The sequence below is a fragment of the Bartonella koehlerae C-29 genome, from assembly GCF_000706625.1.
GTDB classification, from domain to species: domain Bacteria; phylum Pseudomonadota; class Alphaproteobacteria; order Rhizobiales; family Rhizobiaceae; genus Bartonella; species Bartonella koehlerae.
The window spans coordinates 381,334-406,555 of sequence record NZ_KL407334.1 but is presented as its reverse complement, the minus strand read 5'-3'; the positions used below and the strand labels follow the sequence as shown (position 1 = coordinate 406,555).

Annotated in this window: 21 protein-coding genes; 11 read left to right on the top strand and 10 right to left on the bottom strand. The window is 37.5% G+C overall.

Translation table 11 applies throughout. From position 1 onward, the window contains the following. Positions 1 to 231: 231 nt before the first annotated feature. From O9A_RS01755 to dnaK, 4 genes are all read right to left on the bottom strand, one after another. Positions 232 to 1,128 (bottom strand): DMT family transporter, encoded by an 897-nt coding sequence (locus tag O9A_RS01755; protein WP_034458198.1) that lies wholly within the window; start codon positions 1,126 to 1,128, stop codon positions 232 to 234. A gap of 34 nt (positions 1,129 to 1,162) precedes the next feature. Further along, a complete protein-coding gene (gene argB, locus O9A_RS01750; protein WP_034458195.1) occupies positions 1,163 to 2,068 on the bottom strand; it encodes an acetylglutamate kinase in 906 nt (301 codons plus the stop codon). A 1,613-nt stretch (positions 2,069 to 3,681) separates the two neighbouring features. Beyond that, complete coding sequence (dnaJ, locus tag O9A_RS01745) at positions 3,682 to 4,827, bottom strand: molecular chaperone DnaJ (RefSeq protein ID WP_034458193.1); 1,146 nt, start codon at positions 4,825 to 4,827, stop codon at positions 3,682 to 3,684. 158 nt (positions 4,828 to 4,985) lie between these two features. Further along, a complete protein-coding gene (gene dnaK, locus O9A_RS01735; protein WP_034458190.1) occupies positions 4,986 to 6,878 on the bottom strand; it encodes a molecular chaperone DnaK in 1,893 nt (630 codons plus the stop codon). 877 nt (positions 6,879 to 7,755) lie between these two features. On the opposite strand from dnaK, the gene O9A_RS01730 reads away from it, so the two are divergent. Further along, the gene (locus tag O9A_RS01730) at positions 7,756 to 8,310 is read left to right on the top strand and encodes a copper chaperone PCu(A)C (RefSeq protein WP_034458188.1); all 555 of its coding nucleotides are present in this window, start codon (positions 7,756 to 7,758) and stop codon (positions 8,308 to 8,310) included. A 128-nt stretch (positions 8,311 to 8,438) separates the two neighbouring features. On the opposite strand, the gene lysM is transcribed toward O9A_RS01730, so the two are convergent. After that, positions 8,439 to 8,894, bottom strand: a complete 456-nt coding sequence (gene lysM / locus O9A_RS01725; protein ID WP_034458186.1) for a peptidoglycan-binding protein LysM — start codon at positions 8,892 to 8,894, stop codon at positions 8,439 to 8,441. Positions 8,895 to 9,313: 419 nt separating this feature from the next. On the opposite strand from lysM, the gene O9A_RS01720 reads away from it, so the two are divergent. The 6 genes from O9A_RS01720 to thpR all read left to right on the top strand — a co-directional run bounded on the left by O9A_RS01720 (position 9,314) and on the right by thpR (position 14,336). Continuing rightward, positions 9,314 to 10,036, top strand: a complete 723-nt coding sequence (locus O9A_RS01720) for a response regulator transcription factor (RefSeq protein ID WP_034458184.1) — start codon at positions 9,314 to 9,316, stop codon at positions 10,034 to 10,036. A 39-nt stretch (positions 10,037 to 10,075) separates the two neighbouring features. After that, a complete protein-coding gene (locus O9A_RS01715) occupies positions 10,076 to 11,860 on the top strand; it encodes a sensor histidine kinase (protein ID WP_034458182.1) in 1,785 nt (594 codons plus the stop codon). A 23-nt stretch (positions 11,861 to 11,883) separates the two neighbouring features. Continuing rightward, complete coding sequence (locus tag O9A_RS01710) at positions 11,884 to 12,348, top strand: HPr kinase/phosphatase C-terminal domain-containing protein (protein ID WP_034458180.1); 465 nt, start codon at positions 11,884 to 11,886, stop codon at positions 12,346 to 12,348. Positions 12,349 to 12,475: 127 nt separating this feature from the next. Next, positions 12,476 to 12,874 (top strand): PTS sugar transporter subunit IIA, encoded by a 399-nt coding sequence (locus O9A_RS01705; RefSeq protein WP_034458178.1) that lies wholly within the window; start codon positions 12,476 to 12,478, stop codon positions 12,872 to 12,874. 17 nt (positions 12,875 to 12,891) lie between these two features. Next, positions 12,892 to 13,188, top strand: a complete 297-nt coding sequence (locus O9A_RS01700) for an HPr family phosphocarrier protein (RefSeq protein WP_034458176.1) — start codon at positions 12,892 to 12,894, stop codon at positions 13,186 to 13,188. A gap of 608 nt (positions 13,189 to 13,796) precedes the next feature. Next, complete coding sequence (thpR, locus tag O9A_RS01695; protein WP_034458174.1) at positions 13,797 to 14,336, top strand: RNA 2',3'-cyclic phosphodiesterase; 540 nt, start codon at positions 13,797 to 13,799, stop codon at positions 14,334 to 14,336. A 108-nt stretch (positions 14,337 to 14,444) separates the two neighbouring features. On the opposite strand, the gene grpE is transcribed toward thpR, so the two are convergent. Together grpE and hrcA are read right to left on the bottom strand one after the other, a co-directional pair. Then, positions 14,445 to 15,107 (bottom strand): nucleotide exchange factor GrpE, encoded by a 663-nt coding sequence (gene grpE, locus O9A_RS01690; RefSeq protein WP_034458172.1) that lies wholly within the window; start codon positions 15,105 to 15,107, stop codon positions 14,445 to 14,447. Between the two features lie 134 nt (positions 15,108 to 15,241). Continuing rightward, positions 15,242 to 16,312, bottom strand: coding sequence for a heat-inducible transcriptional repressor HrcA (gene hrcA / locus O9A_RS01685; protein ID WP_034458170.1), 1,071 nt, complete (start codon positions 16,310 to 16,312; stop codon positions 15,242 to 15,244). Between the two features lie 307 nt (positions 16,313 to 16,619). Here hrcA and rdgB point away from each other — a divergent pair, with 307 nt between their 5' ends. Both rdgB and hemW read left to right on the top strand, forming a co-directional pair. Then, positions 16,620 to 17,270: an RdgB/HAM1 family non-canonical purine NTP pyrophosphatase gene (gene rdgB, locus O9A_RS01680; RefSeq protein ID WP_034458168.1), complete on the top strand. Its 651-nt coding sequence runs from the start codon at positions 16,620 to 16,622 to the stop codon at positions 17,268 to 17,270. After that, positions 17,263 to 18,462, top strand: a complete 1,200-nt coding sequence (gene hemW, locus O9A_RS01675) for a radical SAM family heme chaperone HemW (protein ID WP_034458166.1) — start codon at positions 17,263 to 17,265, stop codon at positions 18,460 to 18,462. Before rdgB ends, hemW begins: the two co-directional genes overlap by 8 nt. A gap of 187 nt (positions 18,463 to 18,649) precedes the next feature. Here the strand turns inward: hemW and dapE are convergent, their stop codons facing one another. The 3 genes from dapE to O9A_RS01660 all read right to left on the bottom strand — a co-directional run bounded on the left by dapE (position 18,650) and on the right by O9A_RS01660 (position 21,602). Beyond that, positions 18,650 to 19,822 (bottom strand): succinyl-diaminopimelate desuccinylase, encoded by a 1,173-nt coding sequence (gene dapE, locus O9A_RS01670; RefSeq protein WP_034458164.1) that lies wholly within the window; start codon positions 19,820 to 19,822, stop codon positions 18,650 to 18,652. 220 nt (positions 19,823 to 20,042) lie between these two features. Then, positions 20,043 to 20,789: a M48 family metallopeptidase gene (locus O9A_RS01665; protein ID WP_034458162.1), complete on the bottom strand. Its 747-nt coding sequence runs from the start codon at positions 20,787 to 20,789 to the stop codon at positions 20,043 to 20,045. A 33-nt stretch (positions 20,790 to 20,822) separates the two neighbouring features. After that, positions 20,823 to 21,602: an alpha/beta hydrolase gene (locus O9A_RS01660; protein WP_034458160.1), complete on the bottom strand. Its 780-nt coding sequence runs from the start codon at positions 21,600 to 21,602 to the stop codon at positions 20,823 to 20,825. Between the two features lie 197 nt (positions 21,603 to 21,799). Between O9A_RS01660 and infC the strand changes: the two genes are divergently transcribed. Both infC and O9A_RS01650 read left to right on the top strand, forming a co-directional pair. Then, on the top strand, positions 21,800 to 22,318 hold the full coding sequence (infC, locus tag O9A_RS01655) for a translation initiation factor IF-3 (protein ID WP_034458158.1): 519 nt from the start codon (positions 21,800 to 21,802) through the stop codon (positions 22,316 to 22,318). A 227-nt stretch (positions 22,319 to 22,545) separates the two neighbouring features. Beyond that, positions 22,546 to 24,312 (top strand): ABC transporter ATP-binding protein, encoded by a 1,767-nt coding sequence (locus O9A_RS01650; RefSeq protein ID WP_034458156.1) that lies wholly within the window; start codon positions 22,546 to 22,548, stop codon positions 24,310 to 24,312. Positions 24,313 to 25,222 lie beyond the last annotated feature (910 nt).

The window sequence follows — 25,222 nt, the reverse complement described above, 5'->3', positions numbered from 1 at the left end:
TCAAAATTTTATAAATATGCTCTCTTTTGTAATGTTTTTTTAAAAAGTGCATCGTTTTTAAAGAAATTTCATTCTAAAAGATTCCTTTTTTTCTTTCCTCAAAAGTGAAAAAGTATGAAGAATTTATTTCATTTCGTTGAAGAAATGGCAAAAATGAAATTTCTTCACCTCTGGAAATATCATAAAATAAAATCATAACAAGAGAGAGGAAAATTTAATCATTTTTTTCAATCATTTTCTCTTTTTCCGCCATTGTGAAGGTTGTAATTCAGCCACGACAATCCCAATCAAAATAAATGCTCCCCCCAATAAAGCTAAAGGGGATAAACGCTCACCAGCCAAACGCCCAACAATACCAGCCCAGATAGGTTCACCTGCGTAAATCAGTGTTGCACGCGTAGGCGAAATAGATTTTTGTGCCCAATTCATTGCTAATTGAATGATAGCACTCATTAATGCCAATCCTATACCAATATTCAGCCATACCCATGAAAATGGAGGTATGCTCTCCCCCATCAACGGCATACAAAAAAATGAAAAAAGACCACTAAAAAATAACTGTATAATCGTTACACGCCGACTATCAACCTTGTTGGCAAAAACTCCGATGAGTATAACCTCTCCCGCAATTGCTAAAGCGCCTAATAAAGTTAGAATTTCACCTTTTGAAAAATCAAAATTTCCAGACTTTTTTCCAGAAATAAGAATAAGCCCAATAAAAGCGAAAACAATACCGATCCAACAAGCTAGACGAGGTGGCTTTTTAAAAACAATCCATTGCAATATTGGAACCATAGGCACATAAAGCGCCGTGATAAAAGCCGACTGACTACTAATAATCGTTTGCAGCCCCGTTGCTTGCAAAGCGTAACCCAAAAACATTCCTAAAGCGATAGCCATCCCAGCAAATATTTCATAAACGGTTATACCTTTCAGAGAACGCCAAAAAATTGCTCCACAGATAAGCGATGCAACTATAAAACGAAATCCGACAAAAAAGAGAGGACCGCTATAGCGCACAGCAATGTGAATCACTAGAAATGTAATGCCCCACAACATTGTCGCAGCAAATAATGCCAATTCTGGATTGCTTAATAAAGGACGTTTCAACTGTCTTATATTCTTCATGAAAGGCTTTATCCTCCAATTTATTCAATACGTCTTACGAAACGATAAGCGTTCCAGCTCCCTGTTCAGTAAACAGTTCTAGTAAGACAGAATGGGGAGTTTTACCATTTAAAATGACAACGCCTTCCACCCCATTTTGAAGAGCCTTCATACAAGTTTCTACTTTCGGAATCATACCATCTGAAATTGTTCCATTTTTGATGAGTTTCTCAGCTTCAGAAATTGTTAATTCCTTTAAAAGTTTACCCTTTTTATCCAATACACCAGGAACATCAGTCAAAAATAAAAGGCGTTTGGCCTCTAATGCACCGGCAATGGCCCCAGCAAAAATATCAGCATTAATATTATAGGTTTTGCCATTGCGACCTGGAGCTACGGGAGCAAGAACTGGAATCATTTCAGAACATGCCAAAAGATCTAGCAATGTGCGATCAACTTCAACAGGTTCGCCAACAAATCCCAAATCTAAAACACGTTCAATATGCGAATCAGGATCAATCACAGTTTTATAAGCTTTTTCGGCAAAAACCATATTGCCATCCTTGCCGCACAACCCTATTGCCCATTCACCTTCCGCATTGATAAGAGCGACTATTTCTTTGTTTATGGAACCCGCTAAAACCATTTCAACTACTTCCACGATCCGTTCATCGGTTACGCGTAAACCGTTTTCAAACCGCGACTCAATCCCCATTTTCATCAAAATTTCAGCAATTTGAGGACCTCCACCATGAACCACAACAGGGTTAATACCTGATTGCTTCAAGAGAGCAATATCACGCGCAAACGCTCGCCCCAAAGCAGAATCACCCATAGCATGACCGCCATATTTTACAACGACCGTTTCATTTTCATATTTTTGCATATAAGGTAAAGCAGACGACAAAAATGCTGCTTGTTTTTCAAAAACATCTGCAGCACCGTTTTCAATATCATCCATTATAAAGAGTCTCCTCATTAAATTTTTACCATCTCTTAGTGAAATTTAAGAAAAGTAAAAACAAATTTACTCTATCCATCTCCCCGCAAATCGTCGATTGTTCTTTATATTACCACCCAAAGTCATAACGCGATGAAATAAAGGCATCTTTCTTAAAAAGAATTGACATGAAAAAATTAAAAAACAGATGTACAAAATGCCATCATTTTATGACCTTCATGTCTAAAACTTGAAAGTAGAATTTAGAAGAATCTTTGAATTATGCCTGTATATTCAAATTATTGAGCTTACCTTATCGTAGGATCTTTAACAATGAATATATAAAATATTACTTTCATAGAATGAAAACAAAATTTTTATAACGGTGAATTTCATTGCCATGTTGGCAATACAAGAAATGACGAAGTCGCAAATATCCCTCAATTAGATTCCCTTTTGATCTAAAAATTCGCCTTTTTTCTACTCATAAAAATCAGAAAATATCACTTAAATAATCGCCGCCATATATGCTATAAAAATAATAATCTATTGATTGATAATGATAATTTATCGTCTTCCAACTTGAATGAAAGCACCGAGTACTGTAAGATTCTCTTATGATGAATCGAAAAGAAACCGTTTATTGGTATGTCATAAAAAGGGCTAGCGTGTGGAAAAGCGGCGCCGTAAAGTATACAATATGCCAGTTATCAATTGAAAAAAGGTGCTAACTTTTTATAAAATACTGCGCAAAACAACAGAATCACATCAAAAATATAGTAAAATCACATTGTCCACTGCCAAAAATAAATGCTTTTGACTACGCAAGCTATAAGATAAAATTTAATCATAAAATCGCTTTTGCAAATTAAAATATCCAACGTGAAAGTTATTATTTCTGTTATCTTAAAGCAATATACATAATTCATTAATTTACAGGAGATAAAAATGAGGATTTAAGATATCATAGCAACCTTGAAGCGGTAAAATATTTTGTATTATGTCCTTTCATATAAACAGAATTGACTACAACCAATAAAACAAAGCGTAATTGCGATCGCTTGAATTCAATTCTCAAAAAAACACTTGAATAGATGACAGTGGTTTATTCACATTCGTATGAAAAATATCTCTGGAATTTGTCTATATAAATACATTCTGAAAGTATTCTAAAATATTTCACTAAACTGCTACGGTATACGCGAATTTTGCTTATTCTAATCCCTTAAGCCTTGTCTTCAACCAAACGACTTTAGAGTTTGCATTAAAAAAACAGCTTGATTACAAAACTCAAAAAAAGATAGGATTCTTAGGAAAAAAATCACTAAAGATTTTACATACCTAAAATATTGTTAAGAGTGAAATTGGAAAGATTGCCAGTGTAGTCAATTCATTGTCCACGGACAAGCTCTTGTTTATATTTCATAGTACTCGAAACAAAACTTGCCCTCAGAGCTGCGAAATGAAACATTAAAACTACCTCTATCTAGGAATTTATTTCCAATCAATCATTAGAAATTCTTCTCTTTTCAAGTAAAAAGAATGCTAACCCTTCCAAAGATTGTGATGCAATAGAAAATTTAATTAGAGTAATCGTTAAAGAACGCTTTCCCTTCCTTCATTCTGACAGATATTCACTCATTTTGACCAGAAATATTTTCAAAAAACTCTTTCATACGTGAAAAAAAACCATGTGATTGTGGTGAATTTTCGTGATTTGAAAGCTTTTCAAATTTTTGTAACAATTCACGTTGCTCTTGCGTCAATTTCTGCGGTGTTTCAATAGTGATATGAATATAAAGATCACCTCTCACTTGCTGACGGCGTAATATGGGCATTCCTTTGCCTTTCAGGCGAAACTGACATCCATTTTGTGTCCCTTCTGGAATCTTAACACGCGCTTTGATACCATCAAGGTCAGAAACTTCAAATTCTCCTCCTAAAGCAGCTGTTACCATTGAAATAGGAACACGACAGTGAAGATCTGCCCCCTCTCGTTGAAAAAATTCATGCGGTTTAACAGAAAGAAAAATATAAAGATCACCGCTAGGACCACCACGAATACCAGCGTCTCCCTCACCAGAAAGACGAATACGTGTACTATCTTCTATACCAGCTGGGATGTTTACGCTTAATGAACGATTTTTTTCTACCCGTCTTGTTCCTTGGCATTTTGAACATGGATCCTTAATAGTTTCACCACGTCCATGACATATAGGACATGTTCTCTCAATGGAAAAGAAACCTTGTGCAGCACGTACACGACCAGCCCCATGACAAGTCCCACAAATTTGTGGTTTAGAACCCCTTTTTGCACCTGATCCTTCACAAGCATCGCACACAACAGAACTGGGAATATTAATTTGCGCGGTTTTTCCTGAAAATGCCTCCTCCAAGGTCACTTCCATATTATAACTTAAATCTGCGCCACGCTCACGACCATCACTACGCTTACGGTGTCCACCTCCCATAATTTCGCCAAAAAAATCTTCAAAAATGTCAGAAAATCCACCAGAAGAAAAACCGCTAAAGGGATTTCCTCCCCCGTGGTTGTTATTTTCAAAAGCCGCATGGCCAAACCGGTCGTACGCTGCGCGCTTTTTAGGATCTTTGAGAACTTCATAAGCTTCGCCAATTTCTTTGAATTTCCGTTCTGCCTCTTTATCCCCTGCATTGCGATCAGGATGATATTGCATCGCCAGCTTACGAAAAGCAGATTTCAGTTTTTTATCATCACATGTGCGAGTCACGCCAAGAATTTCATAATAATCAACCTTCATCATGTATTCCTGATAAGTTTTTGTCATCCATCTTCATGGATAAGATTTGTTTTCTATTTATATTTTTAGCAATAAAGTTGCAACTGCTCTCAAATAATAAAGCCCATCCCTCTATTTCAAAGGCTGGGTTTATTACCTGAACAACGCAGTTTTTATACTTATTTCTTCTTGTCATTAATTTCTTCAAAATCAGCATCAACAACATCATCACTTTTTGTATCTGTTTCTGTGTCTGATGTTGCTGCTTGTGAAGCTTCGTACATAGCCTGTCCGAGCTTCATACTAACTTCTGCTAATTTCTGCATTTTCGCTTTTAATTCTTCAGTATCAGTGCCATCAAGTACAGACTTCAAATCCGATATTGCAGCTTCAATCTGTTCTTTCTCTTCAGCTGATATCTTACCACCATATTCCGTAAGCGATTTTTCAGTTGAATGAATAAGAGCTTCTGCTTGATTTCTGGTTTCAACACCTTCACGACGTTTTTTGTCTTCAGCCGCATGCTCTTCTGCATCCTTTACCATTTTTTCAATGTCAGCATCACTTAGACCACCTGATGCCTGAATACGAATTTGATGTTCTTTACCAGTTCCTTTATCCTTGGCCGAAACATTGACAATACCATTCGCATCAATATCAAAAGTGACCTCAATCTGAGGCACACCACGCGGTGCCGGTGGAATACCAACAAGATCAAATTGACCCAATAGCTTATTATCATTAGCCATTTCCCGTTCACCTTGGAAAACACGAATAGTCACAGCATTTTGATTATCATCAGCTGTGGAAAAAACTTGTGATTTTTTAGTTGGAATAGTGGTATTGCGTTCAATGAGACGTGTGAAAACTCCACCCAAGGTTTCAATGCCCAAAGATAAAGGCGTGACATCCAGGAGCAACACGTCTTTTACATCGCCCTGTAAGACACCTCCTTGAATAGCTGCACCCATCGCCACAACTTCATCTGGATTAACGCCTTTGTGCGGATCTTTGCCAAAGAAACTCTGCACAACTTCTTGAATCTTTGGCATACGCGTCATCCCCCCCACTAAAACAACTTCGTCAATCTCACCTGCTTTCAGTCCTGCATCTTTCAATGCTGCTTTACAAGGCTCAACAGTGCGCTTCACTAAATCATCAACGAGAGATTCAAATTTTGCCCGAGTCAACTTCATCGTTAAGTGCTTGGGACCAGATTGATCTGCTGTAATAAAGGGTAAATTGATTTCTGTTTGCTGTGAAGAAGAAAGTTCAATCTTTGCTTTTTCTGCCGCTTCTTTTAAACGCTGTAACGCTAGTTTATCATTTTTTAGATCAATTCCTTGTTCTTTCTTGAATTCATCTGCAAAATAACCAACCAAGCGCATGTCAAAGTCTTCACCACCTAAAAACGTATCTCCATTGGTTGATTTAACTTCAAAAACACCATCTCCAATTTCAAGCACAGAAATATCGAATGTACCACCACCAAGGTCATAAACAGCTATCGTTTTTCCGTCTTTTTTATCCAAACCATACGCTAAAGCAGCAGCTGTAGGCTCATTGATAATCCGCAACACTTCAAGCCCCGCAATTTTACCCGCATCTTTGGTAGCCTGACGTTGTGCATCATTAAAATAAGCAGGAACCGTAATAACCGCTTGCTCAACTTTTTCACCAAGATAAGACTCAGCAGTTTCTTTCATCTTTTGCAAAATCATAGCTGAAATTTGCGAAGGAGAGTATTTCTTACCCGCTTCTTCAACCCACGCATCACCATTGTCGCCTTTAACAATTTTATAAGGCACAAGGGCTTTATCTTTCTCAACCATTGGGTCATCAAAACGGCGCCCAATTAAACGTTTAACTGCAAAAATCGTCCCTTCAGGGTTCGTCACCGCCTGCCGTTTAGCAGGTTGCCCAACAAGTCGCTCTCCTCCATCAGTAAAAGCAACAACAGAAGGTGTCGTCCGTGCGCCTTCTGAATTTTCAATAACTTTTGCGTTTTTGCCATCCATAACAGCAACACAAGAGTTAGTTGTTCCCAAATCAATACCTATTACTTTTGCCATATTATAATCTCCATTCAGCAAGCTACCTCAAACCTTCATTAAGCATCCCTCTAAGACAGCTCCTTATATTAATTACACTCAAAGCCTCAACTCACCTCAAGTTATATAAACGATAAACTGCAAGTCCTAATACGTCTTGCTGCTTCGTATATAAGAACAGGCTCTTATCGCTACAAGAGAATAATGAGAGAAACATTCCCAAAATAAAATTTTTCTTTACAAAATAGACATTCTCTTTACATGCAAACACCATATTTACCGAATATTTGCGTATTATAGTATATTTTTCCTGTAATTCTCATGAACATATTAGCCTGAAAAAGATAATGCGAGCACATCTGCCTTATTCTCTCACTGCCACATGAGATACTCATGTGAAAAATTTTTAAGAATATTGTTCAAATACTGTAGATTCATGCCATGAATATCATAGTCTACCTTAGCTAAATCTCTTATGGATTTCATATTCTCACACGATTAAGGAAGGCAATATCTCCCCTCTTGAAGACTTATAGTGTCAAATGCAACCTTTCCAAACGCTAAAGGATATTATTTGTTATACTCTACAACAGCTCTGCTTTTAATCACCTAATCATTCACTGCTATTTAAAAGCCATTCTTTGAATACACTGAATATGACCTTTTTCTTGACCTACATAATTCTTCAATTTTCAAATATATTAAGAATGCCCTTTTCACCTTTAACTGCACTATCATCTGAAGCTTTATTGCCCTTCTCCAAAACCTAAAAGCCCTAATGTCTCCTATTCTCACATCCAGATTGGTATAACTTTAATAATTCTTTCTTTTATTTTGAATAAAAATTCTGCTAGAAAGAAATAGACAAAAGTGAATTTTACACAAGGAGGGTAAATCAATGATAACATTTATCGTAGGAAGAATGAAAGATCTCATGCATCAAGATTCAGCTTTCGTACAATATCTAATCAAAAAAGTTATCAAAAATATGGTACGGGTTCTTCTCTTTGCTTTCATAGCCCTACCTGCAACTGCACATCAATATAAAGTTGGAGAAATAGAAATCATTCATCCTTGGACACGCGCAACACCCAAAGGCATAAAAGTGGGCAGTGGCTATCTCTATATCATTAATCATAGCGATACCCCAGATCGTTTGATTTCTGTTTCAACAAACGGAGTACAAACAACAGAAATCCATTCTATGACAGTTGTTAATGATATTATGAAAATGGAAAAAATGCACAATGGCATTGAAATCCCAGGAAATGGAGAAATTACCCTTAAGCCTGGGGGCGATCATATTATGTTCATGGGGCTTTCACAACCATTCAAGGTAGGCGATAAAATTAGTGCAAAATTAACGTTTGAAAAAGCAGGAACAATTGATGTTGAATTCTTTGTCAATGCTACGGAAGAAAGATTACCTTCCAAATCTGCGCCTACACCTTAAGTTCTTTTCTCACCATTAAACGCTATTTCAGTATGAAAATGAGAAGCATGAAAATTTTTCATGCTTCTCATTTTTTAACTCCCTAACAAATGCTGTAAAGAAGTAAAATATTTATCCTCTGTCTTACATCAAGCGCGGTCAATTTCAGGAATACGCAAAACTTGTCCAGGATAAATTTTATCGGGAGACTTTAGCATTGGCTTATTGGCTTCAAAAATAAACGCATTTTTATCACCTTGCCCTTTTCCATACACTTCTTCAGCAATTTTCCAAAGGTTATCACCAGATTTCACCTCATAAAAGCGAGAAGCTTTCACAGACGCAGTATCTGTAACCTTTAATTGGCCAATATCAACAGAAGAGATACCCTGCGAATTGCCAACAACCAAAAGTGCTTTTTCAAGTGTTTCCCTATCTAGAACTTCACCACTCAAAACAGCTTTACCATTTTCAACCTGAATATTCACTTTTTCTGTACCAAGTTGAAAATTATCGAACGCAGCTTTAAAATCTTTTTCTGTTGGCTCATAATCCCCAACACCAAGTTTTTCACCAACCGTTTTAATAAAATTAAAAAAACCCATTATCGCCTCCTTTTATGCAATGTATGCAAATTTTTGCAAATATATCACCACACTCTTTTCTCTGCTTTTAAAACAGATAGGTAGATTTTTTAAACTTCAACGATTAAAAGTGAACCTGTTGCATTCTGATCCTGTGTAATTCTGGTACAGAAATAACCATAAATTTTGATCAAAAAACGGCCCCTTAAAAATTTATCCTCTGAAAAGGGATCTTAATGTGTGCAAAAGCGTTATAAAATTGCAGAGATAAAACAATCTTTTATCGTAAAGGTGAAAAGTTTTTTACTCAGCTACAGTTTGTATCATATTTGTTTTGCAAAAAAAATGTGAACTCCCATATAAATACCTTAGGTCAAATAGCGTAAATAATTTGCTAACATGGCAATAGAAAACACGGCAATAGAAAGGTCTAAAAAGTCATGAAAGATAATCCAACAATCACACAAACGATTGTACTTGTTGATGATGACCGCAATATTTTGACATCGTTATCTTTTGCGCTTGAAACAGAAGGCTACCGAGTTGAAAGCTATACAGATGGAGCGTCTGCGCTCAAAGGTCTAACACTCCATCCCCCACATTTAGCTATTTTCGATATTAAAATGCCTCGAATGGATGGGATGGAACTTTTGCGCCGTTTACGTCAAAAGTCTGATATTCCAGTTATCTTTCTTACCTCCAAGGATGATGAAATTGATGAACTATTTGGTCTTAAAATGGGAGCTGACGATTTTATTACCAAACCTTTTTCTCAACGTCTTCTCATTGAACGCGTGAAAGCTATTTTGCGCCGTGCAAGTACTCGTAACCAACCGCTTGCAACAGGAGCCTCACCCACCTCTTCTCTTAAACGGGGAGATCTTGTGATGGATCAAGAACGTCACACCTGTACATGGAAAGATAAACCTGTTATCTTAACCGTTACAGAATTCTTGATTCTACAAACCTTAGCACAGAGACCAGGAGTGGTGAAAAGTCGTGATGCTTTGATGGATGCAGCCTATAGTGATCAAGTCTATGTAGATGACCGCACTATCGATAGTCACATTAAACGTCTGCGTAAAAAGTTTAAACAAGTGGATGATGATTTTGCAATGATTGAAACACTGTACGGTGTAGGTTATCGATTCCACGAGGTGTAAAACTATTTTGTCGCAGAAATTTGAATGGCAATCAAATAGATGACAAAAAATACTCAACTGGAAACCCTGCAAAAAATAACACCAAATGGTCTTCCTTCATCTCCCTTTTCTATACTTTCCGATTTGCGCTTTCGGACACAACGTCTTCTCAGACAATTGCTTTTTTCCAGTCTTACACGCCGTATTGTCATTTTAAATCTTGCCGCCCTTGCAATTCTAGTTACAGGCATTTTATATCTTAATCAATTTCGTGATGGTCTGATTGAAGCAAAAATCAAAAGCTTATGCATCCAAGGAAAAATTATCGCTGGAGCCATTGCAGCTTCTGCAACAGTAGATACGAATTCTATTCTCATTGATCCTCAAAAACTTTTAGAATTACAAGCTGGAGAAAGCGTTACACCTGCACCTCAATCGACAGACTCTTGGGATTTTCCCATTAATCCTGAACAAGTTGCCCCCCTTTTACGACGCCTTATCACACCTAAAACGACAAGAGCACGTATCTATGATCGTGATGCTACCTTGCTTCTTGATTCACGCGTCCTTTATTCTAGTGGTGAAGTTTTCAGCTATAATTTACCCCCACTTAAAACTGAAAAAAATCTGTGGGATCGCTTCTATTCATGGTTTTCAAGTGCACTTTATGGCAATGGTATTGCCATCGATAGGGAACAAGCAAAAAAACGAGGTATTGTTTACCCAGAAGTTTACCGAGCACTTAATGGATCACTTGCAACCGCTAAACGACGCAACAGACAGGGACAATTAATCGTTTCTGTCGCCGTGCCTGTTCAACGCTATCGAGCTGTGGTAGGTGCACTTCTTCTTTCAACCACTGGTTCAGATATTGATGATATTGTAAAAGGTGAAAGATTGGTTATTTTTAAAGTCTTTGCCGTCGTAGGTAGTGTGCTTTTGGTACTCTCCCTATTTTTAGCTCATACGATTGCACATCCATTGAGTAAATTATCTGCCTCCGCCAACCGTGTGCGCAATGGCAATAATAAGCGCGTTGAAATTCCTGATTTTTCAATGCGTGAAGATGAAATTGGTCATCTTTCAACCTCTATTCGTGACATGACCAATGCCCTTTATATGCGCATTGAAGCCATTGAACGTTTTGCTGCTGATGTAAGTCACGAATTAAAAAATCCACTTACCTCACTGCGTAGTGCTGTTGAAACTCTCCCCTTGGCTAAAAATGAAGAAGCACAGGAACAATTGATTGAAATTATCCAACATGATGTGCGTCGTCTTGACCGTTTGATTACTGATATTTCTGATGCCTCGCGACTTGATGCAGAACTCGCTCGTGAAACAGCGCAAATTGTTGATGTAAAACTGCTTTTGGAAAGCCTTGTTAATGCTGTTCAGGAAGTATACCGTAATAGGCAAAACATTGATATAAGCCTTAATATTATCCCACGTCCTCATGGAAAACCCTATCTCGTATTGGGACATGAACTCCGTTTGGGACAAGTGATTTCCAATATCATTGAAAATGCACGTTCCTTTATTCCTCATGATAAAGGCAAAATTTGTATAACTATGAAAAGCCATACTGCAAATCTTGTTTTAATTATTGAAGATAATGGTCCTGGTATTCGCTCAGAAAATATTGAACGCATTTTTGAACGCTTTTATACTGATCGTCCAAGCGAAGATACATTTGGACAAAACTCAGGACTCGGTCTTTCTATTAGTCGGCAAATCATTGAGGCTCATAATGGGACAATTACAGCGGAAAATATTGTTGACCCCGAACTTGAAAATAGTAAAACTGGCGCACGTTTTATTATTGTACTTCCCTTCGCTAGATAAACCCTTTACCCAAAGTAAAAGGCATGAAAACAAAAAATGAAATACTCCATGCAAACTGCCTCCAATTGGGAGGAAAGGGACTGCTGATTATAGGTCCATCTGGTTCAGGAAAATCAACTCTCACACTTTCCTTGCTTGACCGTGCTGGATGGTCAAAACGTGAAGCAAAACTTATCAGTGATGATTATACAATGCTACGTGTGGAAAATGGAAAACTTCACGGATTCACTCCAGAAGGTTTGCAGGGTGGTATCGAAATCCGCGGAGTTGGCCTTTATACGATAGATTTTGAAAAACAAACAACCATTGATTGTGTTATTCTTCTCGGTCCTGAATATGAACGCTTTTCCACAAATCAGACTTTTAAATTTGCAGATCTACACATTCCTCTTTTAAAACTCCCTAGCCTCCGTGAAGCAGATTGTACAGCCATTTGCCAAGCTATTGAAGCATTCTTTTTCAGAAAAATATGGTTGAAATCTGTCTAATTTTTTTCGAATAAATAAAAAATCATACTTTTTGCCTTTTTTTTGCAAATTTTGCTTGGCAACAAAACAAAGCTTTGTAAAATGTTTCTCTCACCTTATCTCTTTACTTAACAGGAGTTTTTATAAAATGATTGGACTCGTGCTTGTAACGCACGGTGAGCTAGCTGTTGAATTTCTGAATGCTGTGGAACATGTTGTTGGAACACAAGAAAAATTCGCAACAATATGTGTCTATCCTGATGATGACATAGATCAACGCCGAGGTGATATTATAGCCGCAATCTCCTCTACAGATACAAATCATGGCGTAATCATATTAACAGACGTATTCGGTGGAACACCATCAAATATCGCTGTTCCTGCCATTGAAAAAGGACGTGTTGAAATGATTGCGGGGGTTAATTTACCCATGCTTATTAAATTAATTTCTATTCGCCAATGTCCTGATATTTCGCTATCAGAAGCTTTAAGAATAGCGCAAGAAGCGGGGCGTAAATATATTAATGTACCAAGTATGACCTTATAACGGATAATTAAACACTAATGCTTTCCAATGACCCTATCCCCTCTATACTAAGTCGCCATTTCAATATCTGTAATAAACGTGGGTTACACGCGCGTGCTTCTGCGAAATTTGTCCAAATTGTTGACAATTTCAACGCCATTGTTGAAGTTGAAAAAGATGGAAAAACTGTTGTTGGCTCATCAATTATGGGACTTATGATGTTAGCAGCTTCATCTGGTTGCAATCTCACTATTCGTGTTTGGGGACCAGAAGCAAGTGATGCGCTCGATGCTCTTGAGAAACTCATAAACAATAAATTTGGAGAAGAGAACTAGAGCTTTTCACCCAAAAATATGATCACCTTTAAAATAACAAGAAACTCCTTCCCATCATTATTTTTATTGGCTTTCTCATTTTTTTAAGTTATATTAACATTCATATCCGTTATGAATTGGCATTATAATTGTGAGTAGAAATGCTGTTAACGGTCATGTTGTGCATAATATTCTGCATGTAATCCTCTTTTTCATCAATATTGAACTAATTTGAATGCTTATTGAACATTATGACTGTCATTACGCTTAAACATATATAGAGATAGAAATTATTGAAGTCACTTTGAATCTCCTTTTAAAAAATAAAAGACGATTTCATAATCAAAAATTGATTAATTTTCCTTATTTAAAGCTGTATTTGTAGCGCTAATAACGAAAGCACAAGCAATCTTCTCACTGCATATCTTTGCGATGCAATTCATGCAAATGTGGCTTTTATTGGAATTATGATCATTCTCTTAGATTCCTTAATTACGCAAGCCATTTTTTAACTTTTCTTTTTCTTTCTTTTTCTCTATACCATCGCACCATTGGTAGTGCTACATTTAACTTTCAATATTCTTTACCATCAATCTTGTGGGAGCGTCTTTTTACTTTAAGGAGAAACCATGTACCGTCTGTTTAGTGCCCTTCAGATTCCTCAAAAAACAACACAAGAACTTATATCGCTGCAAAATGGCTTACCAAAAGCGCAATGGATTAACCCACAAAATTTTCATGTCACTTTGTCTTTCTTTGGTGAGATTGAAAGCTTTCTCGCAGACGAACTTATACGTGCCTTTGACACAATAAAGCTCCCCCCTTTTGTCTTACATATAAAGGGTTTTGAAATTTTTGGTTCAGAAAGTATGCCACATTCTCTTATTGTCCGTATTGAGCCTTGCGAAACTCTCAACCTTTTACACGAAAAAATTCAGTGTATTCAGAATCACCTAGGATTAACTCATGATGAAAAACAATTTACCCCGCATATTACCCTTGCACGACTGCTCGATATTCAACCTGAAGATCTTCCTTCTTATCTGTCTTCTAAAGGCAACTTTTCGTTTTCTCCCTTTGAAGTAAACCACTTTGTTTTATTGTTATCGCCCTCTCCCTCAAGCGATGCTCCTTATATCGTAAAAGGAAGCTGGAAACTCCAAGTATAGAAAGTTTTAATATTTTTGGGATCCTCTTCACATACAAAGATCTCAAAACTGTGAGACTACATGCAATATCGCGGCCTCACAGTAAGGGTGTTATTGTTTTAATGCGTTTTAAGCCGAATCAGTTTCAACAGAAACATCTTTCGCACCTCCTTTTGCTACACCCACGATAGCCGGACGCAAAACACGTTCACCGATAATGTAACCGGCTTGAACAACTTGCTGAACGGTGTTATCTGGAACATTAGAGTTAGGAATTTCAAACATTGCTTGATGAAAGTGAGGATCAAATTTTTGCCCCTCGGGATGAATTTTTTGTACTCCATGGCGTTCTAGTGCTGCTATCATTGCGCGCTCAGTCATTTCAACACCCTCAGCTAATGTTTTTAAACCAGCATCATTCTCTTTTGCTCCTTCCGGAATAGCATCCAAAGCACGATTGAGATTGTCAGAAACAGATAACATGTCACGTGCAAAATTAGCAATTGAATAAGCCTTCGCATCAGCCACATCACGCGCAGTACGGCGTCGAAGGTTTTCCATATCTGCAACAAGACGCAAAAGCTGATCTTTCAATTCTTTATTTTCATCCTGCAAAGCAACTAAGGGATCAACAAATTCCTCTCCTTCCCCTTTCACGTCTGCGTCAGCTTCTACTGTACGCGCTTTTAAAAACTCATCGGCAGCTTGTTTAAGTGCATCGCGATCAGCTGGATTTTTCAAATCGCAACTTTCAAATGAAGCGTCAGTAAATTTATTTTTTTCATCAGACATAAAAATTCCATTCCTTCATAAGATTCGTTATTCTCGATATCGAAATTTTATAGACAAAAATCAAGAGCTATTTATGCATCTTAATGCTATGTACCTAAAATAAGCGTTTATCGTAAAATATTCATCTGGTCTTTTTAACGCAACAACTGTGACACAAGTTGAGCTGTATAATCAACCATAGGCACGATTCTTGCGTAATTAAGCCGTGTAGGCCCAATAACTCCTAAAGCACCAATGACTTTTTGTTGCGAATCACGATAAGGTGCCACAACTAAAGAAGAACCAGAAAGCGAAAACAACTTATTTTCTGAACCAATAAAGATACGGACTCCTGAACCTTCATCCGTTAAATCGAGCAACTGAGCCATGCTTTCACGCGTTTCAAGATCATCAAACAAATGTCGTAACCGCTCTAAATCTTCTTCTGCCTTCACATCTTCAAGCAAATTGCTTCGCCCACGAACAATAAGATGGATTTTATGATCAGTACCTTCTCCTCCCCAAAGAGCTAACCCTGTTTCAACAAGATGATGAGACAAATGATCAAGTGCAGCTCGTGTTTCTGAACATAGCCGTGCAATTTCCTCTTTAGCTTCACTCAATGTGAGCCCTTGAATATGCGCATTAAGAAAATTCATTGCCTCCGTCAATTGTGCATGGGTCACACCCTCTGGTAAATGAACAATACGATTTTCAACTCCACCTTGTTGAGTCACTAAAACAGCAAGAGCCTGCTCTCCATCAAGACGCACAAATTCAATATGCTTCAATGTCCCTTCGTGTTTCGTCGCAAGAACGAGCCCTGCTCCACGTGAAAGATCTGAAAGAACTTGGCTCGCTTGAATAAGAAAATGTTCAACTGACTGTGCATGACCTGTCTCCTTGATTTGAGTTTCAATACTTTCCCGCTCCTCGTTTGGCAAATCACCCGCTTCCATAAATGCATCAACAAAAAAACGTAACCCTGATTGTGTTGGCATTCGCCCCGCAGATACATGAGGTGCATAAATCAAACCAAGATGTTCAAGATCACTCATCACATTGCGAATCGTCGCAGGTGATAATGTCTGCTGCAAAAGTCGTGAAAGATTTCGTGATCCTACAGGTTCCCCATCATTAAGATAAGCCTCCACAATATGCCGAAAGATATCTCGCGAACGTTCATCAAGATATTTTAGTTCATCATCAATAGGTTTGTGCTTCATCAAAAATAATTCACTACTTTAAAAACACTCTCTTTTTATATAGATTTTGCCAAGGTTTGGTCAAATGGTCTAAAGCAGTGCAAAAGTATAATACATATTTATGCTATCATCAAAAAGAAAGATACTTTAGTATGTGCCTTTTCAATAATTGTCCTCATAAAACATAAAAGATTTCATTTGAACGATATTAGTAAACATGAAAAAATCGCATCTCGTAAAATCTGGCAGAGCTCATATTATATTGTTCGTTTAAACTAATTTTTAGCACAGAAAATAACACCCACTTTTTATTTTTAGAGAGATTTATATGAGAAACATAGTGAGCAAAAAGCTCGTCATCGCTACACATAATATCGGCAAATTGCATGAAATTACTACTTTAGTTGCTCCCTTCGGTTTAAAAATCCAATCAGCCAAAGAACTTGGATTACCTGAAATAGAAGAAACAGGAACAACATTTGAAGAAAATGCTTATATCAAAGCCTTTGCAGCTGCAAAAAATACAGGACTTCCTGCCCTCTCTGATGATTCAGGATTGGAAGTGGATGCTCTGGGTGGTTCACCAGGCGTTTATACCGCTGACCTCGCTCTTCAACCCGATGGTACACGTGACTTTTTAAAAGCGATGCAAAAAATAGAAGAGAAACTTCAAAAAATCGGAGCACATAAAAAAAACCAACGAAAATGTCGGTTTATATCGGTTATTTGCATTGCATGGCCCGATACTCATGCAGATTACTTCCGCGGAAGTATTGAGGGATCATTCATTTGGCCGCCACGTGGAGATAAAGGTTTTGGCTTTGATCCCATTTTTTTACCAGACGGATATGATGATACCTTTGGTGAAATGACAACAGAGCAAAAACATGGTTGGAAACTCAATGATCAAACACCACTCTCTCATCGTGCACGTGCTTTCAAACTTTTAGCAGAAAACCTTTTAAACTCTCATGAATGAACCTTTTGGCATCTACATTCATTGGCCCTTTTGCACTGCCAAATGTCCTTATTGTGACTTTAACTCACACATCCGCGTTCATGGTGTTGATCAACCACGTTTCGTAACTGCCTTTGAACACGAAATAGAAACACAATATCATAAAATAGGTTCACGTTGTATTACGAGTATTTTTATCGGTGGGGGAACTCCATCGCTTATGACACCTCAAACTGTTGATGCCTTGTTGCAGATATTGGCAAAAACTTGGAACGTCGACGATAAAGCTGAAATTACACTGGAAGCAAACCCATCCAGTGTAGAAGCAGAACGCTTTCGCGGATATCGTGCAGCAGGGGTGAACCGCTTATCTCTCGGTGTACAAGCACTCAATGACAAAGCACTGCGACAACTTGGACGTCTTCATGATGTCAAACAAGCTCTCTACGCTATTGATTTAGCTCGGGAAATTTTTCCCCGTTTATCCTTTGATCTTATCTATGCCCGCCCAGAACAAACACTCGAACAATGGAAATATGAACTTTTTCAAGCTATTGATTTAGCAGCAGATCATCTTTCCCTCTACCAACTCACTATCGAAGAAGGAACAGCCTTTAAAAAGCTTCATGCCGCAGGAAGACTGATTCTTCCCAAATCAGAACTTGCAGCCGATCTCTATCAGCTGACTCAAGAAATAACCGCACAGCATGGACTTCCAGCTTATGAAATTTCCAATCATGCAATTCCCGGTTTCGAATCAGCGCACAATCTTCTCTATTGGCGTTATCATGAATATGCAGGTTTTGGTCCAGGGGCACATGGACGCTTTATTACGCGTCTAGCGAATCATTTTTCTCCCTTTTCAAAAACAGCGCCTTCCCAAATCGAAAACCATGAACGTTATGTCACTATAAATGAAAAATATCCCGAACGTTGGCTTGAATTAGTAGAAAAGACAGGACATGGCTGTATTGAGACAGAACAATTGACCGCAGAGCAACAGGCAAACGAAATGCTCCTTATGGGTTTGCGTCTTTGCGAAGGTTTGGATCTTACACGCTATGAAACCTTAAGCTCTAAGAGCCTACCAATGGAAAAACTTATAGATTTACAACAACAAGGGCTGGTAGAAATGGTAGGAAACCAACGCTTAAAAGCAACAAGCAAAGGACGCATTCTTCTTGACCATATCATCAGCCAACTGGCACACTAAAATCTTGACGGTTTCAATCTGCGTCACATCAGTTGTAGAGAACATTCATATATCTTTTTTCGATACAATCCGGCCCTATCGTTCCCATTAATTCGAGCCAATATTCGAGATATCTTTCATTTATAGTGACATAACGTTCACGGTTTTCGATTTGAGAAGGTGCTGCTTTGAAAAAACAAGCGCTTATCTACGCAAAAAAATCGATAATGAAACGCTCATAAATAGAAGTGAGGGTTTCCATTGTATCAACAGCGACACACTCATCCACCATATGTATCGTTTGTCCCGGTAATCCAAATTCAATCACCGGGCAATAATCCTTAATAAACCGCGCATCTGAAGTTCCCCCTGAAGTTGAGCATTCTGGTATATTCCCTGTTACACTTTTAATCGCATTTGATAATGTGTTAACGAGTTTATCATTTTTAGTCAAAAAAACATCCCCCAAACTCGGAATCCACTCAAGCTGATAATAAGGGTATTGATCCTTGTTGTTTTTTGATTGCACAGAAGTGAGACGTTTTTCAATTTCTGCTATAAGCATTTCTTTTGTCCAAAGATCATTGTAACGTATATTAAAATGGACTGTTGCCTGCGCTGGAATAACATTCATCGCCGAATTACCCGTATCAATTGTTGTTAATTCCAAATTACTGGGTTGAAAATGCTCTGTCCCTTCATCTAAAGTCGTTTGTATTAACACTTGTATAAGCTTACTTGCTAAAGGTAACGGATTGGCTGCCCGCTCGGGAAAAGCAACATGACCTTGGCATCCTTTAACGGTTATGATACCAGAGATTGATCCTCGCCGTCCGATTTTAATTACATCACCAACAGTTTTTACGCTCGTTGGTTCTCCTACAAGAGCTGCTGTCCATTTTTCGCCCTTTTGCTCTGCCCATTTGAGAAGTTTAACCGTACCGTTAAGTGCAGGACCTTCTTCGTCACCAGTAATCAAAAGACTTACTCTCCCTTTAATGAAGTGTTTCTCACGGACACGAGCCAACGCCGCAACAAAACAAGCAATTCCGCCTTTCATATCGACAGCACCCCGCCCGTATAATTTCCCCTGATTTATGACACCTTCAAAAGGAGGATACGTCCAGTTTTTCAAATCACCTGGTGGCACTACATCCGTATGACCAGCAAACATAAGATGCGGGCCCTCTTTTCCTATTTTTGCATAAAGATTTTCAACATCCTCTGTATTTTTATCGGAAAAAATAGGACGCTCAACATTGAACCCCATCTTTGTTAAAAATTGTTCTAAAGTTGATAAAGCACCTGCCTCATGAGGTGTAATAGAAGGACAACGAATAAGAGCCTGTAATAGCTGAAGTGGATCTGTAAGAACAGGCATAAGCGCTCTTCCAATCTAAACTGAGAGTTATAAAATTAGAATTATTAATCTGAATTGCAAAAAATATAAAGCAAAAACACTGAAGACACTCAGCAAACCAAGCAGGGGAAGACAATTGTGCTGAGAGCTTCAATGGTTCCTTCATCATGCGTGACAAAGCAACAAGATAACGGCATTTTCAACAAAAAGTTCCATTCACTTTCCTTTTTTCAAAGTTTATTCATATCTCCAACATATATGAATAAAAGTTGATTGCTTGCAATATATGACCATTTTCCTTCAACCAAGCACGATATATTTTACTTTTGGGGCAAAGTTTTTCACAAAGAGCCCAAAATTTTGGACCGTGATTCATTTCAATAAGATGAGCGACCTCATGGGCAACAACATATTCAACAACTTCTTGTGGTGCCATAACAAGACGCCAAGAAAAAGAAAGGTTCCCATGTATTGAACAGGAACCCCAACGACTCTTGGTATCTTTATAACAAATTGATTTCACTTTACACTTTACTTTATGTGCATAGCACATCACCAATGGCGTTATAATGAGTGCAGCTTGTTTTTTTAAAACATTAGCAATACGTCTTGGCAGATATTCTAATTGTCCATAAACAATGATTCTGGACTCTTGTCCCACATCTCCTGTAACGATTTCTGTTATTCCGCGTCCTTCTTTACGCTGTATGGTATGTGGAATACCCAATAAAGGAACTTTTGTACCCTCTTTGAGATAAGAATTTTCGTAAGCAATTTGTATGCAAGCAAGACGCGCCTCAATCCAAAATTGGTGCTTTTTAATAAAACCTTGAATCGAACAGAGACTTATCGCCAGTGGTGTTGTTACACAAATTTCCTGACCACTCGCATCAATACGTAATGTAAGACGGCGCGCATGCTTATTTTCACGTACTCTTATAGGTACAACGCGATCAAAGAAAATAAAATGCTGTTCATAAATGGTCATACATTATATCTTCCTCATCAATAAACTTGGTCCTTATTCTGCATTAATTCGATCAATCAATGCGCTTAAAACTGTTTCAAGACACTCTAAATCTTGTGGACGCGAAAAGCGGTGATCTGCATCACGAACAAGTGTCAATGTTACATCATGTAAAGGCAAATGATTCAGTAAAGTCAATGTATGTTGATAAGGTATTTTATCATCCTCCATTCCTTGTAAAATATGGATCGGGCAACTAATATCAAGACATCCTTTCATAACGCAGTTATCTCGACCATCTTCAATCAACCCTTTTGTAAAAGGCATCGGTTCCTCATCACCAACTCCAGGTCGTTCAATATACCCTTTTTCTTCCAAAATTTTCCATTCCTCCGGGCCCAATTCTGGCTCCACCAATGTTTGCGTGAAATCAGGAGCTGGCGCAACCAACACCATGCCAGCAAGCTTTTTATTTTTCTGGGCTAACATCATAGTAAGCTTTAGTGCAATCCATCCCCCCATAGAAGAACCAATCAAAATTTGTGGCCCTTCACAATAGGTCTCAAAAATTGCTAAACTCTCCTTAACCCAACGTGAAATTGTTCCTTGAAAAAAATCACCCTCAGATTCTCCATGACCAGAGTAATCAAAACGTAAGCAGGGCAAGTCATTCTTTTGCGCAAAACTATCAACCAACATCGCCTTGCTTCCTAACATATCGGATTGATAACCAGAAAGCCAAACCAAACCAGGAAAGCAATTGCCTTTGCGATGACGAACTGCAAGAGCAGTGTTTTCAAACGAAAAAAATTGGCAAGGAATATTTTGGTCCATTATCCTTTATCCTCCATAAAACATTTTCACTTCAATAAAAGAAAAAATTTCTATCCTCCAAATTATCTCCCAAAATCATAAATCAAATAATGAAAAAAGCATGAATTCTAGTTGTTTTTCTGTGTATAATTGTATATTAAGTTGTACTGTAGATGAATCAAAATTAAGGAGCCTAAACCATTCGCAAACCATTTAAAATGACACATATCCAAAAAGATGGGCCACGTGCAAATCAAGATATTCGGGTTTCTCGCGTTCAACTTATCAATGATGAGGGGCAACATCAGGGAGTGGTTACAATACAAGATGCCCTTGCTATGGCTGCGGAAGTTGGCCTCGATTTGGTTGAAATTGTACCAAATGCAGAACCTCCTGTGTGTAAAATTATCGATTTGGGCAAATTGAAATATCAGACTCAAAAAAAAGCGGCTGAAACACGTAAAAAACAAAAAGTTATCGAAATTAAAGAAATTAAGATGCGTCCAAATGTTGATGTCCATGATTATGGAGTCAAGCTTAAGGCTATTCATCGATTTATTGGTAATGGTGATAAAGTGAAGGTTACTTTGCGTTTTCGTGGGCGTAAAATGGCACACCAAGATCTTGGGTTAAAACTTCTTCAGCGGGTTAAAGAAGATACAAGTGAAATTGCCAAAATCGAATCTGAACCAAAACTCGAAGGTCGTCAAATGATGATGGTGATAGCAGCTAAATAATTTCTCATAAGAGGAATGTAGAGAATACAACTCATCTAGAGTTGAGCTGTGAGTATGATTTAGAAGTACTATATAGAGTCGTTGTGGTGCTTTTAAGGGTTTGGTTGTTATCCATCAATCCTTCTATTTAAGAGGATACTCTTTGTTACCAATTTAAAGACTTAATGTTCTTTAAATAAGGATGCTTCGATCTTGCATAAAACAACGGTAGAATATAGAAGCGCTTCATGGTTAAAAAACAAATTTCCGCTTTTGATAAACATCTTATCATCCGTCTTTTGCGAGAAAACTTTCATAAACATGCGCGTTGGTATGGTGCAGCTATTTTTTCAATGATCATTATTTCCTGTACAACTGCAGCGAGTGCATGGATCATGCGTGATGTTGTTAATTATATTATTGATGCACAAAATTTTGGTATGATCGTTTTGATTTCTACCATCATTGCTTTCATTTTTATTCTCAAGGGAATTGCAACTTTTGCACAAACTTATTTTTTGAACAAAGCAGGCAATAGTATCGTTGCTGAACAACAGCGTAAAATTTACGCACGTATGATGGAACAAAGTGTTTCTTTTTATCATAACAACACTTCATCTGATCTTCTTGTCCGCGTCACCCACAACGCTACAGCAGTGCGTAATATCATTGATATAATTATTACAACTTTTGTGCGTGATTTGCTTTCTGTTAGTGGTCTGTTGCTTGTCATGTTCATTCAAAACTTTACGTTAATCACTCTTACTTTAATAGTAGGACCACTCGCCTTTTTAGGGGTTCGAATGGCTTTAAAGCGTGTCCACCGCCTAGTGGAAAAAGAGCTTTTCTCACTTGGTGAAATTATCAAAATTGTGCAGGAAAGCGCTATTGGTATTCGAGTTATTAAGGCTTTTTCATTAGAAGAACTAATGAAAAAACGTATGAACAAAGCCATTTGTAATGTTGAAAAACAAGCAAACAATATTGCAACACTTCAAGCCATTACCAACCCAATTATGGAAACACTCACTGGTGTTGCCATTGCAGGTATTATCTGTTTTTCTGGCTACCTTGCAACCCAACGAGCAGGCGTTCAAGGTGAATTCATGTCCTTTATTGTTGCTTTACTTCTTGCTTACGAACCAGCAAAAAGATTAGCAAATGTACGTGTTAAAATTGAATCTGGCTTGGTTAATATCCGTACGATGTTTGAGGTACTTGACCATCCCCTTACGGTTATAGAACATGAAAAAGCTAGAGATTTGCATAAAACTCAAGGAGCTATCCGTTTCGAAAATGTATCGTTTGCATATACGGATAACCAAATGGTGTTGAAAAACGTTAATCTAGAAATAGAACCCGGAAAAATGACAGCTTTGGTGGGACCATCGGGTTCAGGAAAATCAACCTTTATTAACCTTATTATGCGTCTTTATGACCCTACAAAGGGGCGCATATTGATTAATGATCAAGACATCCGCTACACTACATTTCGCTCTTTGAGAGACCTAATGGCTTACGTAGGACAGGATACTTTTCTCTTTCAAGGAACCGTTAAATATAATATCGGGCTAGGAAAAGAAAGTGCCAGCGACGACGACATTATTAAAGCAGCAAAAACAGCCAATGCTCACGACTTCATTATGAGGCTACCAAATGGCTACGAGACACAGGTCGGTGATAATGGTTGTAATCTCTCAGGAGGACAAAAACAACGACTTGCTATCGCTAGAGCAATGCTTCATGATAGTGAAATCCTGATACTTGATGAAGCAACAAGTGCTTTAGATTCACATACTGAAGCGCAAATTAATGAAGCCCTTTATCATCTCACCAAAGGGCGTACAACTATTATCATTGCTCATCGCCTTTCAACAATTGCTCGCGCTCATAAAATTGTTGTCATAAAAAATGGCCAACTCATTGAACAAGGTACACAAAAAGAATTGCTGGTAAAAGAACACAGTTTTTACAAAAAACTTCATAATATCCAATTCAAAAAGCAAAAGTTCTAGTCTTTAAATACGTAATAAAATTTAAGATAAAAAGTGGAGAGATGATCCTATTTCTTTGTAAAGAAATAGGAGTATAGCTAGAGAAAAATATTATATGAGGTGCAGCGATTAGCAAAAAATTTATGATTTATTGAAGAAACCTTTTTAGGATTTGCATGAAAATTGGAAATCTTAACTATTATTTTCTTGAAGAAGTTCACCTCATTTGAAAGCAAAGACTCGATAGTGAAAGTTTCCTCTTTTCTTAAACAAGGAAACTTATTTTTAAACATTATGAATTTTTTGACCACAAAAAAGTAAGCGTCAAATTTTGAAAAAGTTACCAAGAACCATGATTCTGAATCAATGCTACTTTTGTCCCTCTGTTTATCCCTGTGCTGCTGGTTATAAATTATGCTACAAACTAAAAATAAACTCCTCATGAAGGAATGTCAGGAAGAAATAAGGGAGGATTTATCATGAAATTCCTTGCTGCAATTGATGCTGTAGATAAAATCTTGCATCTTATTCTCATATCGAAGAATTGGAACGATGTTTCTAAAGCACTGTAACAAGGTTTGAAAATACATATGTTATTGCTGATAAGAACTATGATACAAATGCGCAAAGAGAACGAATGAGAAGCAAAACAGTATACCCACCTTACTAATCAAACAGATCACACATTGATTTATAAAGATAATTCATTGTTTTGCAATTTGAATGAATGCTCGTAATATTGTAAGATTCTTTTATTTAAATTTTTGTATTCAAAATCAAAAAATTTTTTTTTTGCACTTCACAAGCAAAATCAACGTGTGAATAAAAACCGTTTGAAAAAAGAGTAAATATAGCTCTCATAGACTATCTTAGTGCAAAATCATTTGAAATATTTGGAGATGGGAAATAGAATGATAGTATTGGCTTGTAC

What these genes read in the sequence shown, in the direction of transcription:
- O9A_RS01715 (WP_034458182.1), top strand. Translation starts at nt 10,076, where the DNA reads ATGACAAAAAATACTCAACTGGAAACCCTGCAAAAAATAACACCAAAT.
- hrcA (WP_034458170.1), bottom strand. Translation starts at nt 16,312, where the DNA reads ATGAAGCACAAACCTATTGATGATGAACTAAAATATCTTGATGAACGT.
- O9A_RS01710 (WP_034458180.1), top strand. Translation starts at nt 11,884, where the DNA reads ATGAAAACAAAAAATGAAATACTCCATGCAAACTGCCTCCAATTGGGA.
- grpE (WP_034458172.1), bottom strand. Translation starts at nt 15,107, where the DNA reads ATGTCTGATGAAAAAAATAAATTTACTGACGCTTCATTTGAAAGTTGC.
- hemW (WP_034458166.1), top strand. Translation starts at nt 17,263, where the DNA reads ATGAATGAACCTTTTGGCATCTACATTCATTGGCCCTTTTGCACTGCC.
- O9A_RS01650 (WP_034458156.1), top strand. Translation starts at nt 22,546, where the DNA reads ATGGTTAAAAAACAAATTTCCGCTTTTGATAAACATCTTATCATCCGT.
- O9A_RS01705 (WP_034458178.1), top strand. Translation starts at nt 12,476, where the DNA reads ATGATTGGACTCGTGCTTGTAACGCACGGTGAGCTAGCTGTTGAATTT.
- O9A_RS01730 (WP_034458188.1), top strand. Translation starts at nt 7,756, where the DNA reads ATGATAACATTTATCGTAGGAAGAATGAAAGATCTCATGCATCAAGAT.
- rdgB (WP_034458168.1), top strand. Translation starts at nt 16,620, where the DNA reads ATGAGAAACATAGTGAGCAAAAAGCTCGTCATCGCTACACATAATATC.
- O9A_RS01700 (WP_034458176.1), top strand. Translation starts at nt 12,892, where the DNA reads ATGCTTTCCAATGACCCTATCCCCTCTATACTAAGTCGCCATTTCAAT.
- O9A_RS01665 (WP_034458162.1), bottom strand. Translation starts at nt 20,789, where the DNA reads ATGACCATTTATGAACAGCATTTTATTTTCTTTGATCGCGTTGTACCT.
- lysM (WP_034458186.1), bottom strand. Translation starts at nt 8,894, where the DNA reads ATGGGTTTTTTTAATTTTATTAAAACGGTTGGTGAAAAACTTGGTGTT.
- O9A_RS01755 (WP_034458198.1), bottom strand. Translation starts at nt 1,128, where the DNA reads ATGAAGAATATAAGACAGTTGAAACGTCCTTTATTAAGCAATCCAGAA.
- dnaJ (WP_034458193.1), bottom strand. Translation starts at nt 4,827, where the DNA reads ATGAAGGTTGATTATTATGAAATTCTTGGCGTGACTCGCACATGTGAT.
- dnaK (WP_034458190.1), bottom strand. Translation starts at nt 6,878, where the DNA reads ATGGCAAAAGTAATAGGTATTGATTTGGGAACAACTAACTCTTGTGTT.
- infC (WP_034458158.1), top strand. Translation starts at nt 21,800, where the DNA reads ATGACACATATCCAAAAAGATGGGCCACGTGCAAATCAAGATATTCGG.
- O9A_RS01660 (WP_034458160.1), bottom strand. Translation starts at nt 21,602, where the DNA reads ATGGACCAAAATATTCCTTGCCAATTTTTTTCGTTTGAAAACACTGCT.
- O9A_RS01720 (WP_034458184.1), top strand. Translation starts at nt 9,314, where the DNA reads ATGAAAGATAATCCAACAATCACACAAACGATTGTACTTGTTGATGAT.
- thpR (WP_034458174.1), top strand. Translation starts at nt 13,797, where the DNA reads ATGTACCGTCTGTTTAGTGCCCTTCAGATTCCTCAAAAAACAACACAA.
- argB (WP_034458195.1), bottom strand. Translation starts at nt 2,068, where the DNA reads ATGGATGATATTGAAAACGGTGCTGCAGATGTTTTTGAAAAACAAGCA.
- dapE (WP_034458164.1), bottom strand. Translation starts at nt 19,822, where the DNA reads ATGCCTGTTCTTACAGATCCACTTCAGCTATTACAGGCTCTTATTCGT.